Here is a 20,282-nt window from a genome sequence, read left to right as displayed (position 1 = left end):
GGGATTCTACATTCTACGTCAGAATTTGCTCGCTTCTGGTTTTCACCAACCAGAGTCATAATTGACGGATCAAAGAAGTCGGGGATCTGATCCAACTACCGAGATTTCATATCTGCGATCGCTCCCCTCGTCATAGATGCGATCGCCTTATCCGTAGCTTTTGGTAATTGATAATACTTACCCCCCGCAGTTTTCGCCAACTCTTTAGCAAAACCTGTAGAAACAAACTTACTCTCCGTATCAATCACCAACAACTGCATCCCGGAAGCTCTAATTCTCCCTGCGATATTTAGCAGTTCCGCTTTGATATCTGGTTTTTCCCCTGGTTCTTGGGGTTCACCTAAAGAACGAGCCAAAGGAATATTACCACGACCATCAGTAATTGCCACAATGACAACCTGACCAATATCTCCACCCATTTGGGCGTTTACTCCTACTCTCACAGCTTGGGTTAACCCATGTGCTAAAGGAGAACCGCCACCACAAGGTAATTTTTCTAACCTATTTTTAGCCAAGGAGATGGAACGGGTCGGAGGTAATAACACTTCCGCTTGTTCACCTCGGAAGGGAATTAAAGCAATTTGATCACGGTTTTGATAGGATTCGGTTAAAAGCTGCATGACTGCACCTTTAGCCGATTGCATCCGGTTTAATGCCATTGAACCGGAAGCATCCACCACAAACACCACCAAAGCGCCAGCTTTCCTCACCAACCGCTTAGAACGCATATCACCTTGTTCCACAATTACCTTTTTATTCGGTTGTCTGGCTCGGCGTGCTTTTTGATACGGGGCTGCGGCTCGTAATGTGGCATCTACGGCAATGCGTTTGACCTTACCTTTGGGTAACATCGGCTTAATATAACGTCCCCGGTCATCGGAGAAGATAATACTGCGACTGCCAGATTTACCTTGACGTTGCGCCATTTGGGTAAAATAAAGCACTTCTGGATCAAGAATTACCCCCTCTGGGTCAAACACAAACTCTTCAGGAATATCTGGGGGTTCTTGCTGTTCCTGTTCTTCTTCTTGTTCTTCCTGTTCTTCTTGTTCCTCTTCTTCTTCCTGCTGTTCTTCCGAGTCGTCTTGACTTTGTGGTGGAGGTGGTGGTGGGGGTGGTTCTTGTTCGTCCGGTGGGGTTTGAATAATAGTGGTTCGAGGAACGATGACTAACTCTACCGCACGTCGTAGGTCTTCCGCGTTAACTGTGTTCCGTCCTTCTAACGCTGCTGCTGCTTTTGCAACCCGCACCGCAAATAATTCCGCACGATGTCCTTCAACTCCTCCGCGAATAGCTTCGTTCACTAGGTAAGTTATTTGTTCTTGGGTGATGGTGACTTCTTTTAACCATTCCCGCGCTAGGAGTATTTGGGTTTTGAGTGCGTCTATGTCTTCGCTGTATTGTTCTAAAAATTCTTGGGGGGAACGGGAGTATGCGATCGCCTGTTCTACTGCTTCTACTCTTTGATCTATACCGAGAACGCCATCTGCTGACAGTGCGATCGCAATTCTATCAAGTAAATGCTCTCTTAGCGCTCCTTCCTCTGGGTTGTAAGTTGCAATAAACAGAGGTTTGCAAGGATGCTGAAAACTTATTCCTTCCCTTTCTATTTGGTTACGTCCATCGGATAATACAGCTAAAAGTTGATTGCTAATTTGGTCATCTAATAAATTGATTTCATCCACATACAACACACCCCTGTTACCGCTGGCCAGTAACCCTGGTTGAAACACCGTATCACCTTGTTTTACCGACTGTTCCACATCCACAGAACCTAAAAGCCGGTCTTCTGTCACACCCAGGGGTATTTGTAGAAAGGGAACAGGAATAATTTCTGTTTCTATTTCCTGTCTTTCTTCAGCTAAGAGTTTATCATCCCATTCTTCGGGGTGGTTGGGGTCACAGTTGCTAACGGAATCTTTAACAACTTCTATAGGTGGTAACAAAGCGTGAATGGCACGTGCCATTACAGATTTAGCCGTACCGCGACGACCTGCAATTACCACACCCCCCAAACCGGGATCTACTGCTGTTAGCAGCAATGCTATTTTAATCGCTTCTTGACCGACTACAGCAGTCAGTGGAAAAGCTGTTGTTGTTGGGGTTATTGTCGGCGCTGGCATTGTTTTTTTATTGGTTATTATAATTTTAGCATAGCAATTCCTGGCACATTTAGAATATATGTAATGGCAATTTGTGAAGGAGCAACATATATGACTACAATTCAGGTTAAAAGCTTCACCCTAGAAGAATATCATCAACTTATAGATATCGGTTTTTTAAAGGAAGATGATCATATTCAATTAATTAATGGGGAATTAATAGAAATGGTATCAAAAGGTACGGCACATGAAACTTGTTTAAGAAATTTATGGAAGCAGTTTCCAAAACTTATAGAAGATAGAGGAATTTTGCAATCTCAAGCCCCTATTAGCATACCACCAAAAAGTGAACCAGAACCAGATTTTGCAATCATCAAAAATCGTGATGATAATTATTTATCATCTCACCCAAAAGCTGAGGATGTATTGTTAGTAATTGAAGTCGCTGATTCTTCCATTAAATATGATCAAGATGTGAAAATACCACTTTATGCAAAAGCAGGAATTTCTGATTATTGGATTTTTAATTTATTAGATAATTGTTTAGAATGTTATAGTGAACCTTATAAAAATCAACAAGGTAATTTTGGTTATTTGAATAAGCGAATTTTCTTACATCATCAATTTATTGATTTACCATATTTCCCAGATTTACAACTTGATTTAAGTAAGGTTTTTCCTCCCACTTTGTAATCTGGTTTATTGTAGGTTGGGTTGAACGCAGTGAAACCCAACTTTATTTATGTTCATTAATTTTATAATTTAATCTACTTTATTGGTTTGCGCTGTCACTAACAAATCATAATAAATAATATATAATAATTAATAGGTTTATCAGTACCACTCTCAAATAAAACATCAAAGAAAACAATTATTTACCTTTGGTAAAATGGAGATTATAGATATGGTACAACAACTAACACCAGAAACAAAACCAGAAATCATCTACCCTGATAGTGATGGAAAAACAATGTCTGATAATACTAAACAATATCAATGGATAGTTAAAATTAAAGAAAATTTAGAAATTCTTTTTGCTGAAAATCCTGATGTATTTATAGCTGGTGATTTGTTATGGTATCCTGTGGAGGGAAGTGTCAAAACCAGACAATCACCTGATGTTATGGTAGTATTTGGTAGACCTAAAGGTGATAGAGGTTCTTATAAACAATGGTTAGAAAATAACATTGCTCCCCAAGTAGTTTTTGAAATTCTATCTCCTGGAAATCGTACCAAAGAAATGGCGAAAAAAATGCTATTTTATCAAAGATATGGAGTGGAAGAATATTATATTTATAATCCAGATACGATTGAATTAACAGGTTTGATCAGAGAAGATGAATGGTTTACAGCAATTGAGGAAATTAATAATTGGGTTAGTCCGCGTTTAGGTATCCGGTTTGAGTTAACAGCAGATAATTTAGAAATCTATTATCCTGATGGTAGAAAGTTTCTCACATCTATTGAATTAAATCAACAATTAGAACAGGAGAAACAAAAATATCAAGACTTATTAGCAAAATTGCAAGCTAAAGGAATTGATATCAATACACTTTAAGAATTTGAAAAATTAGATCCCTGACTTTTTTAAGAAGTTTAAGAAGTCGGGGATCTACAACTAAAAAATTATCCAACAGCAAAACCTGTATACTGTCTCATCAAAGGTTCATGGAAAGCTAAAACTATATCTGATTTTGGTACTCCTAATTTAACTAATTCATCTGCTATATCTATCTCAGTTCCATTATATTGAATCCAAATTTTACCATTTTTAATATCTAAATGTAATACACAACCATACATCGGTCTGCGATTTTTCCAACCTGCATAAACCACCTGATAATGATCTCTTTCTTGATCAAAAATCAATTGTGTTTCTACTTCATCATCAGATGGACTACCTTGAGCATATTCAGTTAATAAGTTTTGAATGTATGTCCGATATTGTTCTATTTTTTCCATAATAAAATTACCTCCTCATTTGGATCATACACTATTAAACTTAGTTGAAAATTATCAATTATGTTGATGACAAATGGTAATTGAAAGAAGGTCTCATAAGGTATTTTGGGAACAGCTAAATATAAAAATCTTTGAGGTTGCTGTTCTTGTAAAGCGAAACGATAATTAAGAAATTGTCCTAATGCAGTATGAAATTCTGAAATGTTTGAAGAACTGATAAAACTTTTAATTTCTACTGCAATTTTTTCTGATCCTTTTTCCGCACCTATCATTCTTTCTGCACCTAAGTCAATTTGCATATCAACTCTACCTGAGCGAATCCTTAAAGGATCATCTGTGATCACCCATCCGTCTTTTTCTAATCCTTTTTTTACTGCATCATGGAATATATCTTTAGCTGACATGAGTTGATAATTGAGTTTTTTATCTACTATTATAATATTTCTCGTTTCAGATAGCTGAAATCCGCGTAATAGGCTAATTTATAGATCTTACGATTTTTTGCAGAAAGAGTGCTTGACATTTCAAGTTATGGGTCTTAAAATACGTGACTAAGACAGCCAAATAACTACAAATCTCAAGCAGAACTCTAACGCGCAAGCATCGGTGGTTGTCTCAGCAGCAGAACTCCTTTCTGACAAGCCTTGTTTTGTTCGTTCGTTTGAATATTTATTTAGCCTGATATAATTTTTTATCGTCAATCAGGCTAATCGGTACGAAGAAAACAAAGAGTTAGGATAAATATTCATCCGAAGGAATAAAGCAGGATTTATCAGCGAGGAATCCTGTTGCTGAGATGGTAAATCGAAGTTTGTAAAATAGGGAAAGCAAACGGGTTAAAACTATTTTTTTACTTTTTCCCTTTATGTAGTTTTACTGCTGTAGATATGTAATTCGTTGAAGCTGTCAATATCACTTGATCAATTTACTAAATTAAGGAATTGACAAAATGCAAGTTGCTTCTATAAAGACACCTGTAAAAGCTGAACAGGAAACATTTAAAATTTCGATCTATTGCGATTTTCAGAATGTTCCTTTCAATGCTGAGACAGCAATAAACCTACTAGAGTTTGCAAAATCAAAAGGTCGTTTAATTACCAAAAAAATTTACTATAATTCATTGGTAGGAAATTTTTCTACAACTACATCTAGTTTAGAAAAGATTGGTTATCAAATTATGGATGTTACCTGTTCATTAAAGAATAGTGTAGATAATCAAATCTTCAAAGATTCAATTGATGATATGTGGAGTAATAATGCACCAGATGTATTTATCCTAGTTTCAGGAGATGGTGATTTTGTTAATTTACTTAAAGATGTAAAAGCGAAAGGTAAATCTATCATCATTTTTGCAAAAAAAGGTAATTTGAAAAAGAGTCTCAAGGATGTTGCTAATGAATTTCACTTCATAGATGACTTACCTCAGTTAGTTGAGAAAAAAAATCAACCTCAAACAAATGTCATCCATCCTCAAATTAGCTACAATGACGCTGTAGAATGTTTGATGAAAGCTGTAAACAAAGCACTCAGTCAAAATAAACCCACAAACTACAGTTATGTTAATCAATTGATGGGTCAAATTTCCGCTAATTACCAGGGAATTTGTTCAATATCTATACCTAATGGTACAAAATTTAAAAAATTTGGACAATTTGTTGATATGGTTGTCAAAGAAGGTAAAGTAAAAAGACAAAATCAGGAGTTATTTTTAATTGAATTAAATCAAATAGCTGCTTGAATTTGTTTTTAAAAACTTGAAAATCCCAGTTTAGTAAAATAACTGGTTAATGAGAACCGCACCTTGCGGTTTTTCTATTTTTCAACAATTGATACTCATTACACAATAAAAAATTAAACATTAAAATGCACAAATTACTCACATTCAAAAACGAAAAACTCCTGCGTCAAGCATTAACCCATCGTTCTTATGTCAACGAAAACCCAGGAGAAGGAGAACACAACGAGCGCTTAGAATTTCTCGGAGATGCGATTTTAAACTTTATTAGTGGACAGTATTTATATCGTCGTTATCCCGATAAAGGAGAAGATGAATTAACCCGTCGTCGTTCTGCATTAGTAGAAGAAAAACAACTGGCAAAATTTGCTTTAGAAGTTGGTTTAGACTTCAGAATGCGATTAGGAAAAGGAGCAATTAGAGATGGTGGTTTTCAAAATCCTAACCTCCTGAGTAGCACCTTTGAAGCTGTAGTTGGTGCTTATTATTTAGATAATGATGGTAATGTTGAACCTCTCAAAGTCATTCTTGAACCATTATTTGATTCTGTCTCCGAAGATGTGGTAGAACCCCGTTCTAATGTAGATTCTAAAAATAGATTACAGGAGATAACCCAAGCACAAGGTATCCAAGAACCTCCCAAATATATAACAGAAAAAGCAGGAGGCCCAGATCATGCACCGGAATTTATTTCTCAAGTATTTGTAGACGGTAAAAAGTTAGGAGAAGCAACAGGAAAGAGTAAAAAAGAAGCAGAAAAAGCTGCTGCGGAGGATGCACTTGCAAAATTAAAAAAGAAAGGTTTATTTTAAGTAATATGATATAAAAAAAGAATGTAGAGACATTTCATAAAATGCCCCTACAGTGGAAAGTAAATTGATTTTTGGAATCAGTATTCTGGTTTCTTCACTACTTTAAAAATAGGGAAAAATTAATTCCCTATCTTACTGATTATGAAAAACCGTAGTTATAGACCTTTTTTTCACCTGCACGAGGTACAATTGCCCAGAAAATTGTATCACCCATTGCTGGTAGTGATAACTCAAAAATCCAATTTTCTTCTACAGTTTCGCCATTTTCTGCGGTGTTGCGTTTAGCAGTAGGATATAAAGTTAATACTCCACCTTCGTTCAGATAAGAACGTACTTTTTCAGTGGCCATTGCTTTAGTAACATCACCAGCTAAATCAAAACTACCAGGATCATTGAGAATTAATCCTAAAGGACTTTCAATCTCATTATCATCCTCTAGAAAACTCTGAATTGCTAAGGATAAAGCCTCGGTAAATGTGACTTTTCCTCCTAAAGACATTTGTTTGTTAATTGCAGAATAAGTAGCAACCAAATCTAGTCCAGGAACTTTAAATTCTTTTTTGATACCTGCAACGTTACTTTTCCCATAAGCTAAAGTAGAAACATTGTTTCCTGCTGCATCAAAAAGTTTAGCTTCATCCCCTGCATCATTCCAAATTGCAGACTTACTACCAAAGGAGAAACCACCTGTTTCAGGATGAACTTCATTTGTGTAAACACAGAAACTTTTTCCACCTTCTAAAGTAGTACCTTGGGGGAAAGTAAATACCTGTCTAGAACTACCCGCAGAAGTGATTTTCCAACCAGAGATATCAGCTGGACTGTTACCAGTGTTGCTAATCTCTATATATTCATCTGATTGAGTCCGTTTGACTTGACCTTTATGAAGTAATTTGGAAATAGTTACACCTTGAGTTGCAGTGATGGTAAATTCTTCTGAGTCAGTAACTGGAGTTTCTGGTGTTGGTTCTGGTGCAGGTTCTGGTGTTGGTTCTGGTCTTGGTTCTGGTGCGGGTTTAATAAATTCAGCAGTAGCAATTATCCCTTGTCCACTACTATTCAAAATAATCTCGTTTAGTGGTGAATCAGGTTGTAAATCAGTAATGGAGTTACCATTATTTTGATAAAGGGTTTTGACTCCAGCAAATAGAGGGTTATTTGGGTTACTAACGGCAATATTACCGGCAATTCCGTTGTATTTTCCCTGATATTGAAGACCAAAAGCAGCTAAGAAAGTCTTCCAATTGTTAGCTTCTACTTGCGCTCCTCCTTGACCAGTACCAGCGCAGAGGTAAACCTTTCCACCATTCTTAACATATTCAATTAAGACTTGGTTATCTACAGGATTACCACCGAGAAAAATTCCGTCATATTGTTGCAGAGTTTCTAGGTTAATGGAAATATTCATTCCTTTCGTCCAAGTATGACCTGCTTTGGTCATAGTTTGCTCTAAAGATGCTCCTGTTAAACCAAAATTAGTGGAAAGAACGTGGAATTTACCCTTATTTTCGCCTACAAAGTATTTAGCAACATTGATGGCAAATGTAGCTCCATCCGGTGCTGCTTTAATGCCTTGATCACTTAAAGTCCATTCGTCTGCATTAACTACTATTTTACCTGAACTGGTTGCAACAGGTGTATAAGTTCCAGTAATGCTATGTATGCGAAGACCTGTGGGGCCACCACCATTATTAATTTTAAATTCGATGGTATTTTTACCAACTACAAATCCACTAGAAATACTGAATTTACTAACTGTGTTCCAAGCACCTAAAGGAGTAGGATTACCCGCAGAAACTCCGTTGATGAGTATATCTGTAATTTGGTCATCTGCAGAAAGCTCACCAACAATCGCAGCTTCAGAAAATTCGGGAAGGTTAAAGGTGGTTTTATAGATATATTCCCCAACAGGTCCGGTAGCAGACTCACTCTTGGGACCAATCCATCGGGAAGTATCTGTATTAGCGACCCAGCCACCAGCTAAAGAACTACTGGGACTTGTAACGGCTGGTGTTGCTGTATCTGTAGGATAGGTTGTCATTTGATAGTGGGAATCTGCAACACTATCACCTAAAACTTTATCGTTGTTATCAACGCCTGTGTTATGAAGACCTGTGATTTGTTTTGTATTAACTACATCGGTAGAAATAACTTCTAGTCCCCATTCATTACCAATACCAGTACCCCAAGTTGTCACACCTTGTTGTGAGTCAGGACGATGCAAATAATCCCCTTTCCACGACTTGAGTTTAATTTTGTTGTCACCAATTAACTCGACAACCCATTCATTACCAATACCAGTACCCCAAGTTGTCACACCTTGTTGTGAGTCAGGACGATGCAAATAATCCCCTTTCCACGACTTGAGTTTAATTTTGTTGTCACCAATTAACTCGACAACCCACTCATTACCAATACCAGTACCCCAAGTTGTCACACCTTGTTGTGAGTCAGGACGATGTAAATAATCTCCTTTCCACGACTTGAGTTTAATCTTTGTTCCTGATATTAAATTTGCAACACTGGAAGCAGATGCTGCTACACGTGAATAAGATACAATCCCCAAAACAGAACCACTGTTAGGAATATGTTCCCAATTACTGGTTAAGGTTTTTCTTGTCCACAGTTGATTATTCATGCCAATACCAACTATAGTACCGTCTGGCATGACTGTAATTCCTAAGACTGCACCACTATTAGGAATATGTTCCCAATTACTGGTTAAGGTTTTTCTGGTATAGAGTTGATTATTCATGCCAATACCAACTATAGTACCGTCTGGCATGACTGTAATTCCTAAGACTGCACCACTATTAGGAATATGTTCCCAATTACTGGTTAAGGTTTTTCTTGTCCATAGTTGATGATCCATGCCGATACCAACTATAGTACCATCTGGCATGGCTGTAATTCCTAAGACTGCACCACTATTAGGAATATGTTCCCAATTACTGGTTAAGGTTTTTCTTGTCCATAGTTGATGATCCATGCCGATACCAACTATAGTACCATCTGGCATGACTGTAATTCCTAGGACTGCACCACTATTAGGGATATGTTCCCAATTACTGGTTAAGGTTTTTCTTGTCCATAGTTGATTATTCATGCCAATACCTATCAGAGCAGGTACGGTGGTGTCATCACCAGAAAGTAATGAATTAGTCATGGTAATTATGTATGTAAATAACTTGCTGTTACATGGATGATACTACTACTAATGACTCTAGTAATTAGATAATTTTAAAAAAATTAATGAATACAATTCACATAAATTTATTTTGCAAGACATCAATTTTTTTGGCAAAGTATGATATTTTGTATTGCGATGACAAGAAAGAGTGATAAACTTCTGAAGTTTAATATTGTAGGGATTTAGCATTGCTAAACCCTTATTCGTGAATTAATATTTTTTATCTTTTTACAATATCATTTCAAATTCTAATTGATCAGTTTTTAAAAAATCATGGGTGAAATGATCTACAACATTTGTATCACTTAATTCTAAATTATAAAAATCCACAAAATCATGATCAAAATAAGGGCCAGCGTGCCAAGTTCCTACTTCTAATTTAATAAAACAATTACCGGGAATCCGGAAAGCTGCAAGTTTTTCTAATACTGGTTTAGTAATATCATTATTCGGTGGACAAACTGCCATTAACCAATCTTTTCCTTCCAAAGAACCTAAACATTGAGTACATTGACTATGACGGGTAATTTTATGAAATTTTGTTCCTTTATTATGCAATCGCATAATATAGAAACGGGGAATACCATTTTGTAGGTTTAATTGTGCGTCTTCATAATCAAAAGATTTACCATCTTTACTAGCAGATATTACCTGTCCATAGGGTTGAAAATTTTCTGGTGTAATCAATTCTGCTTTTAATTGTTTTAGTGTTGGTGATGTACTCATGTAAAATCCTCTACTTTTCAGGTTTATAACTTCTTCGATTTATTTACCAATACAAAATCTACTGAATATCCGATCTAATACTGATTCTGTCACTTCCTCCCCAGTTATTTCTCCTAACGCATAAATTGCACCTCGTAAATCAATAGTCCAAAAATCCAAAGGTAATTGATTATTAATTGTTTCTTGCACCTGTACTAAATCATTCTGAGCTTTTATTAAAGCTGCTGCTTGTCTTTGATTAATAGCCAAATCCATATCCGCAACTTGCACCTTTCCCGCTTGCACTATCTCTAAAATCGCCATTTCTAAATCATCAATTCCTTGATTTTTTGCGGCCGCAGTTTTTACGATTTGGTTAATTGTTTGGGGATGTTCTAATTTTAAAGCTGTTTCTAAAAGATCAATTTTATTGATGATTAAAATCAAAGGACGATGTTTTACTTGTTCGTAAATTTCTTGATCTGCATTTGTCCAACCAACATAACCATCAATAGTAAATAAAACCAAATCTGCATTATTAGCAGCAAGACGCGATCGCTCAACACCAATTTTTTCAACCTGATCTACTGTATCTCTAATTCCCGCAGTGTCTAAAACCTGGACAGGTATTCCCCCCACAACTAACTGGGATTCTACCACATCACGAGTTGTTCCTGGTAAGTCGGTGACGATCGCGCGATCGCTCTGACTCCAAGCATTTAATAAACTCGATTTTCCCACATTCGGACGACCAACAATAGCAACTTTTAACCCAGTTCTTAATAATTCACCTTGATCTTTTGTCGCTAATAATTTAGTAATTTCTAAACTTACTTGATCAATTTCATTAATAATTCTTTGTTGATCTAAAGGTGGTAAATCTTCTTCAAAATCAATTCTCGCTTCTATTTCTGCTAAAATATCTAAACAATGAGAGCGTAAATTTCTAATCGGTTGCGCTAATTTTCCTCGTAATCCTGCTAATGCTGTTTGTGCTGCTTGGGGAGATTTTGCACCAACTAAATCTGCAATACTTTCCGCTTGGGTTAAATCTAATCTCCCATTTAAAAAAGCTCTTAATGTAAATTCTCCCGGTTGTGCTAACCTTGCACCATGTTCTAAACATAGTTGCAATACCTGTTGAACTGCGATAATTCCCCCATGACAGTGAAATTCCACCACATCCTCACGGGTAAAAGAACGGGGTGCTTGCATGATTAATAATAAAGCTTCATCAACAATTTGCTTTGTTTGGGGTTGACGGATAAAACCATAAAGGATGCGGTGACTTGACCAAACTTGTTTTCCCGGTGCGTAAAAGAGAGTTTGTGCGATCGCCATTGCATGATCACCAGAAACCCGTACAATACCTACACTACCTTGTTGGGGGACAACAGCAGTAGCGATCGCCGCGATCGTTCCAGTATGAGCTAATAATTCTGACATCGGAGTTGAGGTGACAGGTGACAGTTGACAGGTGACAGAAATAATAACCTCTGATCACCCTACAAAGTTAATAGTAATATTTATCTAAAGGGATATAAAGCCGTATTTTTAGAGAGGAGTTTACTGTGGAACCAACAATTGATTGCGCTAAAGCTTGTGTTAACGGTTGTGTTTTAGGGGATAAATGTCCCCATATTGAGCATAGGGAAGCAACTTCCAAGTTTATAGAAGAGACTTCCTTGGATAAAATGCTAGAAATGGCCGAAGAAAGACTGCGGAAGAAAATGACCGAACCGCCAAAATGGGTGCTTCCTGAAGATGTTTAGTGGGTGAATATCTAGATTATTACCACGACTACTACTTTATGGCATATACAATAAAAATGTGGCACAAAGACCATCACTATGCCTAAAGTAGCTATATATGTTTGTTGAAGTTAATTTAAGTTCTCAAGGCCGAACGGAGACGCAAAATAAAGAAGGGAAATAATAAAATACTAGAGTAACCCACAGTTAAGGCTGAATGTGTTCAATTGGAAATCCTGGAAATCCTAATTTATTGGATAGTTCCAAAACATTATTACTAAAGTCTACAGCTGTAGCTACAGTCCCACCTATTACACCGACGAGTGCTAATAATGCACCAATACGAGCTTTAATTCGAGGGTTTCGCTTTTCAGGTATAGTGATATGAATATCTTCTTGCAAATCCTCTAAATGTACTATAGCTTGTTCCCGTTGAGCGTCAGGAAAAGTTTGAGCTATCTCACGGAGAGAATTAATTAATTTGTTAATTTCATCAATATTTTGACCGATGTTTTGGGAAAAATCAGAAGCTGTTTGACTAGCGTTGTCTTGAACTTGATTAGCAAAATTAGCTATATTTGCTCCTCGCAAATCATTTTTGTAAGAATCTGACATGATACCTCCAGTAATATTAAGTAGAGAGTTTTCTATTTTAAGACTTCGTAAAGCAGCAGTATTTAAATTACCAAATAGTGGGTTGTCATCAATCATTCTAATTCCTTCACTTGTTATATGTATATACCTAAAATAGTCCTCCCCTAAATATTTTTTAGTTTCAACTTCTCTTTCATCTTCCATAGGAAGAACAACTCGTACTACATCCTTAATATCAATATCAAGACTTGTAGCTATAAATTCAGGTGTAACATCAAAATCTTTATAGCGTTCAGGATGCAAAGTATGATACTTGTATAAGATTGATAATATAGCTTGCCTTAATTCATGATCAGTTGCTGTTGTCGAATTAAAGTTTGGCAGTGAAATAAATTTTTCAGCGGATAAATCAAAATGTATTGGCTGAAATGCAGGACATTTATCTGAGCATTTATTTTCATAATCATGTTTATTTTGAAAAGAGATTTTTTGGCACTTAGAGTTCCAGTCATCATAATCAATTTCTTGTTCTGGATCTTCCTTAAAAGTATTAGTAAATAAATGTGACTTGAGTGGGATAAAATTTTTACAATTTACTCGTTGAATAGTTTCAGGAATTGGGCATTCATTACAGATATTTACTGAAGTTAATTGTGTATATTCTTTTCCTCGAATTTCAGCTATATCACATTCTAGTTTTCCTTGATGAGATTTTCGGTAAGGACATGGTTTCAGCATTAGGTTAGAATCTTAGAAGTGAAACATTATATTAAAGTTTAACATAACTCAAGTATCAAATGAGACTTCCTTGTATTTTATAAAGGAATTACCAAATTTACATATAAGGCTCACAATTATCGCATCTTGGTATGAAACCTAATTATATTGCTAAAATAACTACAAATAGCCTAATAATTAATAATGGTAACATTACAACTAAGACAATTAACAGTACCTCCAGGACATAGAATTATATTACACAATATTGCTTGGCAAGAATTTGAGGAAATATTAACAGAATTAGGCGAACATCGTGCCAGTAAATTAGCTTATAGTCAGGGAAATTTAGAAATCAGGATGCCATTACCAAAGCATGAAGTAGCCAAAGTCATCATTGGAGATTTAGTTAAAATTATCCTAGAAGAATTAGAAATTGATTGTGAATCTTTTGGTTCAACTACTTTTAAACGTGAAGATATGGATAGTGGTATAGAACCTGATGACTCGTTTTATATTCAAAATCATGCGCGGATGATTGGCAAAGAAAAGATAGATTTAACAATTGATCCACCACCTGATTTAGTAATAGAAATTGATGTCACATCTAAAACCCAGTTGAATGCTTACTTAGCATTAGCAGTTCCTGAAATATGGCGATATGCAAATGATAAGTTACAGATTAATATTTTTGAAAATGGTAAATATATAGAATCAGAAATTAGCCCTAATTTTCCTAAATTACCAATTAAGGAAATAATTCCTCAGTTTGTTGAACAAAGTCGAACTATCGGCAGAAGTCCTACCCTCAGAAAATTTCGCCAATGGCTAAAAAAATATGATCATTGAATGATTAAATATCCAACCCCAACACCGTTAACTCTGACGGATACTCAACAGTAAACTGATAATAAAATTCTTGCTTTTCCTGCGCTGCAAATAAAATATCCCATTCTAAAACACCCATTTCCCCTAACTGAATTTGCGGATGAGAACGAGTCAAGCGCACCTTAATTTGCTCATTCTTACTAACTGGTAATTGTTCAGTTAACTTTAAATTCGCTGCTTGATTTAATAAATTAGTCACCACCAAGCGATAAGCATAAGTCACCCGACGTTGACTACTCATTAATTTCTTATCTACCTGACGTTCAACTAAATCACGCTCAATTTTTAAACCTTCATCTATACCCAAATTAATTGTAAATTCTTGTCCCGGAGCAATATTTGTTAATGGACTTGTACCAACAAAAATAGTATCTCGGAAAATATTCGCTGTTCCTGGTAATAAAATCGCACCGTCAGGAGGATTCTTCACGTTAGCTTGTAAATAAGCAAAACTAACTAAACGTGGTATTCCTACATAGTTGAAATGACAAGGATAATCAGCCTGAAAAATAGTGGTTTTATGGGGAGTACCATCCGTAGGAATATGACCACCATGATTCAGTTTAAATGTAACTACACTACCTTGTTTAGATACTTCCGTAACTACAGTTTCTGCATTAATAAAATTTTCCTCACTCTCTTCTTGTATAGATTTTGAAGCATGAGGAGGATTAGGTAAAAGCACAGCCATCGCTGGGGGTGGAGACATGGAACGCTGAACATTGACAGGATCATCAGCACGAATACGGGGAATATCAATATACCAAGGTTTTAATTTGGGTGGTAACGAACCTAAACCCAATTTAGCTGTAGAAAGAGTCAAGGGTACATCTACCCAGTCTTCTCCTGTGGTTTGGTTAACCTCTGCTAAATAAGTTAAATGTAGAACATTGTTTTTACTATCAACCCGTAAATCATAAAGTGGTTTCCAACTAGCACGATTTACTACATAAGAAATTTCTAACTCAAATTCTCCAGAATCTGTAACTTCAACTTCTACTGTAATATTTAAGCTTTCCTTGGGGTGTGGTGTCTGGATTTTTTGTAATGTTGCGCGGAGTGGTTGTAATTGTTTTTCTAATTCCTGTTGTTGGGTTCTGCATTCTCCAGCAGAAATCGCATATTCGCTATACTGACTACCAATAAAGTTAAGAAAATCCAAGGTTTCGCTTAAATTCAGATTCTTCCTAGACAAACTTTGAGCAAAAGGTTCTTCAGTCTTTTGACCCAAACCAGTAATAAAACTAGATTGTAAAGCCAAAGCATCTATTTGGGCTTGGAGATGGCGCTTTTCCGATTCTAACTGCTGGATTTGTCTTGTGATCTGTGCTACCTTTTCCGCCACAGGTTCAGTAGTATAAATGCGATCACTGCTCACTCCCAGCAACCGTACTTCTACTGTACCATTACCGCTTACCCTCACAGAATCCGTTTCTAGAGTCATCGGTAATGGTGTAATTAATAACTCTCTTTCCTCTCCAGTTAACGATATTAAACCTCGTCTTGTCACCAGAGCCTTATCACCATAGACGGTAACAGCAGCAATCTTACTATCTATAGTTTTACGCCAAGATGATACTTCCGAGTTCGCCACTGTCAGTTTTCCCCCATAGTTAACAGTTATTTCCGCATTCAATTATCAATTTCAACCATAGGATTTAAACATGAGATTTAAATTTTCCATCGTCATCATTGATAACTCCTTACTGGTTTAATATTTCTGTTAGTTAATTGTCAATGAGTAAAGTTTAAACTTCAAGCAATTATTAGTTTTGAATATTAAAGCTGTGAGGAAATCAAAGTCAAAGCATTTATACCTGTCAACTCCCGCTATTTTACTCTGGAGGCAAGTCAATTTTAATACTTAAAGGTGCAATCTCGTTTTCCACAATCTTCTTAGCTGCATCTAGCAGATAGTCGTAATAAGTACGAGCGACAATAGATAAATGTTTACCCGCCGGATGAGCTATGTACCAAGTCCGTTTAATAGGAAAATGCTGTATATCTAAAATACTAAACTCATGAGCATCCGTTAATAAAGTATGCCGAGATAAAACTGAAATTCCTAAACCTCCAGCTATTGCCTGTTTAATCGCTTCATTACTCCCTAACTCCAACTTGACTTTAACCTTCACGTCATGTTCCTCTAAAAGATTTTGCACAGCGCGACGTGTACCTGAACCTGGTTCACGCATAATAAACGGTTCATCTGCTAATCGTTCTATAGGAATATTTTTTTCCTGAGCCAAAGGATGATTTGCCGGTGCAAAAACCACCAAAGGATTTTCTAAAAAAGGCTCATAATTGATATCTAAACGGTCTGGAACTTGGCTCATGATATACAAATCATCCATATTCGCAATCATGCGATCTAAAATTCCCTCATGGTTAGTAACTTTCAAGGAAATATCAATTCCTGGATACAGTTGACAAAAAGGCCCAAGTAAACGAGGAATAATATACTTTGCGGTTGTAATCACAGCCAGACGTAATTGACCTTGTTTTAGCCCTTTTAAATTTGCCACTTTCATTTCAAATTGGGCTATGGTTTCAAAAATCTGGCGACAAGTAGCAAATAACTCCTCTCCTGCTTCTGTTAAAAATAGACGTTTTCCCACCTGCTCAAACAATGGTAATCCCACAGATTTAGTCAACTGCTTGATTTGCATTGATACTGTCGGCTGGGTAAGAAACAATTCTTCAGCAGCACGGGTAAAGCTACCGTGTCTTGCAGCGGCCTCGAACACCTTCAACTGGTGTAATGTCGCTTGGTTCAAGGTGATTCTCCTCTAATAGCGATTCGTACATACAACAGTCAGCAGTCTGAATTAAGATGTTCAACACTCTTGTCTGTCCAATATCCCAGAATCTAATATTGTCCCAATTATCCTGACGACTGACTGCTATATATATTTAGTATTACTGAACACTGATAAATTGTGTAGTGGCACACACAAAGATTTTTATACTTTTTGACCACAATGAGAACAATTTTGGCTAATACTATAGGGAAAAACCGCCAGCGTGACCTTCCCATATTTATGCCCGAAAAGTAGACCAACTAGCATCAGAAAGTAATTACCTATTCACATTTTAAATTTTCAATGTTGAAATTTTTTACCAAACTAGATTATCTACTCAAAGAAACTTTCCTGGGTTTACAAAGAGGCGGTTGGATGAATTGGGCAGCTGTCAGTACCATGACAGTATTACTATTTTTATTTGGATTAAGTTTACAAACTTCTTGGCAAGTAGAAGCACTACTAAATCAGTTTGGTAATCAATTGGAATTATCAGTGTATTTAGAACCCGGTGTGCAAGCAATCAATCTTGAACCGATGGTAGATAAAATCCCTAACATTGCCGGAGTAGAAATTATTACTAAAGATCAAGCTTGGACTAAATTAGTTCAAGAATTAGGCTTAACTAATATTGAAGGAGCAAACCAACAACTGGGGGGAAATCCTCTAGTAGACGAAATTAAGGTAAAAGCAACTAATCCTGAAGTTGTCATTGATTTAGCTACGCAACTGGCAAAAATACCCGGTGTAGATGTAGTTCAGTATGTAGATGAAGCCGTAAAACGCATTGCCCAACTACATCGTGGTTTAAATTGGTTAACTTTAACTATTACAGTTATTTTAACTTTAACAGCGATCGCCGTCACCACAACCACAATTCGCCTGATTGTCATGGCACGTCGTCGGGAAATTGAAATTATGCAATTAGTGGGAGCAACTAGAGCTTGGATTTATCTACCATTCATTCTACAAGGGATTTCTTTTGGTTTAGTGGGTGGAGCGATGGCCTGGAGTTTTATTTCTGTCACTCAGCAATTTATCAACCGTTTACTAGCCAATCAACCCGACTTTATCCAGTTTATTAGTAATGGTTTACAGTTAACTTTGATGCAAAACTTACTATTACCCTTGATTCTCTTGGGTTTTGGCGCAATTGTTGGTTTAATGGGTAGTTTATTTGCTGTTCGTCGTTTTGCTAACAGGTAAAAGCAGGGAGGGGAAGCAAAGGAGGAAAACGAAAACCTACACCCTTATTGGAAACAGCATGGTATTTGTAAAGCCTGTCTGAGTAAAATTTCATATTCTTCACTATTAACAGGATACGCGCCAAATCTGGCTAAATGGGGATTCATCATTTGGGCATCAAATAGCAGAAATTTCCGTTGACGCAATCTTTCTACCAGCTTGACCATTGCTACCTTAGAACCTTCAGGAATGTTGTAAAACATTGATTCACCAATAAAAGCACCACCAATAACAACCCCTAAAATTCCCCCAGCAAGTTGATCACCTTGCCAAGTTTCAAAACTATAAGCATAACCAGTTTCATATAATAGTGAATAAATTTTTTTTAATTCTGGAGAAATCCAAGTTGTTTCTCGGTTAGCACATCCTGCTACTACACCCATAAAGTCACGGTTAATGGCTACTGTAAATCTTTCTTGGTTCAAAACCCGTTGTAGTGACTTAGGATAACGAAATCTTTCATCTAAAGGAATCAACGTTCTTTCCTTACTTCCATACCATCCTAAATGATCATACTCATCAGCCATGAGAAAATAGCCTTGAGCATAACCTCGGATAATAGCAGCAACATCATATTCCATAGTTTGTAAAAATCATGAAAAAACCCCCACCGGAACGCATTTAGCTGTTATTAGCCTGATTGTGCGTTTTTCTAATACCAAGTTGAGCCATGATTTTGAATATGGCAAGATGCAAAGTCTATATAGTAAGACTTTGACAATCTGAAACCCTGTATTCAAAATCTAAAATGGCAGAAGATCACCTTGGTAAACAAAGTCTATTTAAGATATACAAACATGACTCAGCCAATTCCACCAATTACCCTACCACCTACCGAAAATCCTCAATTAGAAGGCGAATGGTTACAACAACATTTACGACTGTGGCTAGATACGGAATTTATTCCCGAAGCAGTTAATCAAAAAATTGCCCAACGTGCGGCACAAATTTTTGTCAGACAACGGATGGAAGGTGAAAATGACTTAGGCTCTTTAGTGATTGCTATTATCACAGAGATGAAAGCATTTGATTTTTCTAAAAGCTTTTATGGAGAGTTTGCGATCGCCAACGCTGTTAGCGATCTACTTTTAGACAGCCTGGGAATTGATAGTTGTTGTGGACAGTAATAATTTGATCATTGGTCATTAGTCATCAGTCATCGGTCATTATACTTTTGACTTTTGACTTTTGACTTCCGCGAAGCGGTTGACCACTGACTACCAGCTAGACTTGACAACTCCAGGTAACAAACCTTGGTGCGCCCATTCCCGCAGAACGTTCCGAGATAGTCCAAAATCACGGTAAACTCCTCTAGGACGGCCAGTTACCCAGCAACGGTTTTGATGACGGCTAGGTGCGCTGTTCCGAGGTAGCTGTTGAATCTTACGATGAATTTCTAACTTATCTAGGGGAGATTCTGCTTGTTTGAACTCTTCTAAAAGTGCTTCCCGTTTTGCAGCATACTTTTCTGCCAACTTAGCGCGTTTTTTTTCGCGCTCAATCATGCTCTTTTTCGCCATAAAAATTTTCAGGTACGATCAGGTACTAAAAGACAGCATTTCTCATCATACAATATTCGTAACATTTATGGAAAAATCAGAAATTAGAAATTAGAAATTTAAAATTAGAAATTTAAAGTATAGCCACAGACAAGGCGGTGAGGAGATCAATAAGTGATGAAACTTAGACAGTAACAGGCTTCTAATACTGTCACCAGTCACCTGATTCTGGTCACATCCTATAAAAACTATAAACCCAGTACCAAATCATCCTAACTTTC

General features: G+C 36.6%; 19 protein-coding genes and 1 pseudogene. 8 read left to right on the top strand and 12 right to left on the bottom strand.

All coding sequences use genetic code 11. The features are described from left to right. Positions 1-95 precede the first annotated feature (95 nt). On the bottom strand, positions 96-2,123 hold the full coding sequence (gene bchD, locus WJM97_RS13420; RefSeq protein ID WP_353929305.1) for a magnesium chelatase ATPase subunit D: 2,028 nt from the start codon (positions 2,121-2,123) through the stop codon (positions 96-98). Between the two features lie 90 nt (positions 2,124-2,213). On the opposite strand from bchD, the gene WJM97_RS13415 reads away from it, so the two are divergent. Then, positions 2,214-2,795, top strand: coding sequence for a Uma2 family endonuclease (locus WJM97_RS13415; RefSeq protein ID WP_353929304.1), 582 nt, complete (start codon positions 2,214-2,216; stop codon positions 2,793-2,795). A 211-nt stretch (positions 2,796-3,006) separates the two neighbouring features. Next, entirely contained in the window at positions 3,007-3,660 is a 654-nt protein-coding gene (locus tag WJM97_RS13410) for a Uma2 family endonuclease (RefSeq protein WP_353929303.1), read from the top strand. 68 nt (positions 3,661-3,728) lie between these two features. Here WJM97_RS13410 and WJM97_RS13405 read toward each other — a convergent pair whose 3' ends face one another. Both WJM97_RS13405 and WJM97_RS13400 read right to left on the bottom strand, forming a co-directional pair. Beyond that, positions 3,729-4,064 (bottom strand): XisI protein, encoded by a 336-nt coding sequence (locus WJM97_RS13405; protein WP_353929302.1) that lies wholly within the window; start codon positions 4,062-4,064, stop codon positions 3,729-3,731. Further along, the gene (locus WJM97_RS13400) at positions 4,052-4,468 is read right to left on the bottom strand and encodes a XisH family protein (protein WP_353929301.1); all 417 of its coding nucleotides are present in this window, start codon (positions 4,466-4,468) and stop codon (positions 4,052-4,054) included. The genes WJM97_RS13405 and WJM97_RS13400 overlap by 13 nt, the downstream gene beginning before the upstream one ends. A gap of 545 nt (positions 4,469-5,013) precedes the next feature. Between WJM97_RS13400 and WJM97_RS13395 the strand changes: the two genes are divergently transcribed. Both WJM97_RS13395 and rnc read left to right on the top strand, forming a co-directional pair. Continuing rightward, positions 5,014-5,802, top strand: a complete 789-nt coding sequence (locus WJM97_RS13395; RefSeq protein ID WP_353929300.1) for an NYN domain-containing protein — start codon at positions 5,014-5,016, stop codon at positions 5,800-5,802. Positions 5,803-5,927: 125 nt separating this feature from the next. Further along, positions 5,928-6,611: a ribonuclease III gene (rnc, locus tag WJM97_RS13390; RefSeq protein ID WP_353929299.1), complete on the top strand. Its 684-nt coding sequence runs from the start codon at positions 5,928-5,930 to the stop codon at positions 6,609-6,611. 139 nt (positions 6,612-6,750) lie between these two features. Here rnc and WJM97_RS13385 read toward each other — a convergent pair whose 3' ends face one another. From WJM97_RS13385 to mnmE, 3 genes are all read right to left on the bottom strand, one after another. Continuing rightward, a complete protein-coding gene (locus tag WJM97_RS13385; protein ID WP_353929298.1) occupies positions 6,751-9,777 on the bottom strand; it encodes a lamin tail domain-containing protein in 3,027 nt (1,008 codons plus the stop codon). A gap of 252 nt (positions 9,778-10,029) precedes the next feature. Beyond that, positions 10,030-10,527, bottom strand: coding sequence for an ureidoglycolate lyase (locus WJM97_RS13380; protein WP_353929297.1), 498 nt, complete (start codon positions 10,525-10,527; stop codon positions 10,030-10,032). A gap of 39 nt (positions 10,528-10,566) precedes the next feature. Further along, positions 10,567-11,952 (bottom strand): tRNA uridine-5-carboxymethylaminomethyl(34) synthesis GTPase MnmE, encoded by a 1,386-nt coding sequence (mnmE, locus tag WJM97_RS13375; protein ID WP_353929296.1) that lies wholly within the window; start codon positions 11,950-11,952, stop codon positions 10,567-10,569. A 125-nt stretch (positions 11,953-12,077) separates the two neighbouring features. Between mnmE and WJM97_RS13370 the strand changes: the two genes are divergently transcribed. Beyond that, on the top strand, positions 12,078-12,278 hold the full coding sequence (locus tag WJM97_RS13370) for a hypothetical protein (RefSeq protein ID WP_353929295.1): 201 nt from the start codon (positions 12,078-12,080) through the stop codon (positions 12,276-12,278). Positions 12,279-12,464: 186 nt separating this feature from the next. Here the strand turns inward: WJM97_RS13370 and WJM97_RS13365 are convergent, their stop codons facing one another. Beyond that, a complete protein-coding gene (locus WJM97_RS13365; protein WP_353929294.1) occupies positions 12,465-13,589 on the bottom strand; it encodes a hypothetical protein in 1,125 nt (374 codons plus the stop codon). A 183-nt stretch (positions 13,590-13,772) separates the two neighbouring features. Here WJM97_RS13365 and WJM97_RS13360 point away from each other — a divergent pair, with 183 nt between their 5' ends. Continuing rightward, complete coding sequence (locus tag WJM97_RS13360) at positions 13,773-14,417, top strand: Uma2 family endonuclease (protein ID WP_353929293.1); 645 nt, start codon at positions 13,773-13,775, stop codon at positions 14,415-14,417. Between the two features lie 4 nt (positions 14,418-14,421). Here the strand turns inward: WJM97_RS13360 and WJM97_RS13355 are convergent, their stop codons facing one another. From WJM97_RS13355 to WJM97_RS13345, 3 genes and pseudogenes are all read right to left on the bottom strand, one after another. After that, positions 14,422-16,050 (bottom strand): mucoidy inhibitor MuiA family protein, encoded by a 1,629-nt coding sequence (locus tag WJM97_RS13355; protein ID WP_353929292.1) that lies wholly within the window; start codon positions 16,048-16,050, stop codon positions 14,422-14,424. A 241-nt stretch (positions 16,051-16,291) separates the two neighbouring features. After that, entirely contained in the window at positions 16,292-17,233 is a 942-nt protein-coding gene (locus tag WJM97_RS13350) for a LysR substrate-binding domain-containing protein (RefSeq protein WP_353929291.1), read from the bottom strand. A gap of 186 nt (positions 17,234-17,419) precedes the next feature. Next, positions 17,420-17,506 (bottom strand): annotated as a pseudogene (locus WJM97_RS13345) (RNA-guided endonuclease TnpB family protein); the annotation flags it as partial. 54 nt (positions 17,507-17,560) lie between these two features. On the opposite strand from WJM97_RS13345, the gene WJM97_RS13340 reads away from it, so the two are divergent. Next, positions 17,561-18,463 (top strand): ABC transporter permease, encoded by a 903-nt coding sequence (locus WJM97_RS13340; protein ID WP_353929290.1) that lies wholly within the window; start codon positions 17,561-17,563, stop codon positions 18,461-18,463. Positions 18,464-18,507: 44 nt separating this feature from the next. On the opposite strand, the gene aat is transcribed toward WJM97_RS13340, so the two are convergent. After that, a complete protein-coding gene (gene aat / locus WJM97_RS13335) occupies positions 18,508-19,083 on the bottom strand; it encodes a leucyl/phenylalanyl-tRNA--protein transferase (protein ID WP_353929289.1) in 576 nt (191 codons plus the stop codon). A gap of 216 nt (positions 19,084-19,299) precedes the next feature. Between aat and WJM97_RS13330 the strand changes: the two genes are divergently transcribed. Beyond that, on the top strand, positions 19,300-19,629 hold the full coding sequence (locus tag WJM97_RS13330) for a hypothetical protein (protein ID WP_353929288.1): 330 nt from the start codon (positions 19,300-19,302) through the stop codon (positions 19,627-19,629). Positions 19,630-19,719: 90 nt separating this feature from the next. Here WJM97_RS13330 and rpsN read toward each other — a convergent pair whose 3' ends face one another. After that, positions 19,720-20,022 carry a 30S ribosomal protein S14 gene (gene rpsN / locus WJM97_RS13325; protein WP_353929287.1) on the bottom strand — a complete coding sequence of 101 codons (303 nt, stop codon included), beginning with the start codon at positions 20,020-20,022 and terminating at the stop codon, positions 19,720-19,722. Positions 20,023-20,282 lie beyond the last annotated feature (260 nt).

Origin of the sequence: Okeanomitos corallinicola TIOX110 (assembly GCF_038050375.1) — a bacterium.
GTDB classification, from domain to species: Bacteria; Cyanobacteriota; Cyanobacteriia; order Cyanobacteriales; family Nostocaceae; genus Okeanomitos; species Okeanomitos corallinicola.
The sequence above is the reverse complement of the archived record's forward strand: the minus strand, read 5'-3'. Positions and strand labels throughout refer to the sequence as shown.

Coding starts and splice junctions, on each gene's coding strand:
- bchD (WP_353929305.1), bottom strand. CDS start 2,123: ATGCCAGCGCCGACAATAACCCCAACAACAACAGCTTTTCCACTGACT.
- WJM97_RS13415 (WP_353929304.1), top strand. CDS start 2,214: ATGACTACAATTCAGGTTAAAAGCTTCACCCTAGAAGAATATCATCAA.
- WJM97_RS13410 (WP_353929303.1), top strand. CDS start 3,007: ATGGTACAACAACTAACACCAGAAACAAAACCAGAAATCATCTACCCT.
- WJM97_RS13405 (WP_353929302.1), bottom strand. CDS start 4,064: ATGGAAAAAATAGAACAATATCGGACATACATTCAAAACTTATTAACT.
- WJM97_RS13400 (WP_353929301.1), bottom strand. CDS start 4,468: ATGTCAGCTAAAGATATATTCCATGATGCAGTAAAAAAAGGATTAGAA.
- WJM97_RS13395 (WP_353929300.1), top strand. CDS start 5,014: ATGCAAGTTGCTTCTATAAAGACACCTGTAAAAGCTGAACAGGAAACA.
- rnc (WP_353929299.1), top strand. CDS start 5,928: ATGCACAAATTACTCACATTCAAAAACGAAAAACTCCTGCGTCAAGCA.
- WJM97_RS13385 (WP_353929298.1), bottom strand. CDS start 9,777: ATGACTAATTCATTACTTTCTGGTGATGACACCACCGTACCTGCTCTG.
- WJM97_RS13380 (WP_353929297.1), bottom strand. CDS start 10,527: ATGAGTACATCACCAACACTAAAACAATTAAAAGCAGAATTGATTACA.
- mnmE (WP_353929296.1), bottom strand. CDS start 11,952: ATGTCAGAATTATTAGCTCATACTGGAACGATCGCGGCGATCGCTACT.
- WJM97_RS13365 (WP_353929294.1), bottom strand. CDS start 13,589: ATGCTGAAACCATGTCCTTACCGAAAATCTCATCAAGGAAAACTAGAA.
- WJM97_RS13360 (WP_353929293.1), top strand. CDS start 13,773: ATGGTAACATTACAACTAAGACAATTAACAGTACCTCCAGGACATAGA.
- WJM97_RS13340 (WP_353929290.1), top strand. CDS start 17,561: ATGTTGAAATTTTTTACCAAACTAGATTATCTACTCAAAGAAACTTTC.
- aat (WP_353929289.1), bottom strand. CDS start 19,083: ATGGAATATGATGTTGCTGCTATTATCCGAGGTTATGCTCAAGGCTAT.
- WJM97_RS13330 (WP_353929288.1), top strand. CDS start 19,300: ATGACTCAGCCAATTCCACCAATTACCCTACCACCTACCGAAAATCCT.
- rpsN (WP_353929287.1), bottom strand. CDS start 20,022: ATGGCGAAAAAGAGCATGATTGAGCGCGAAAAAAAACGCGCTAAGTTG.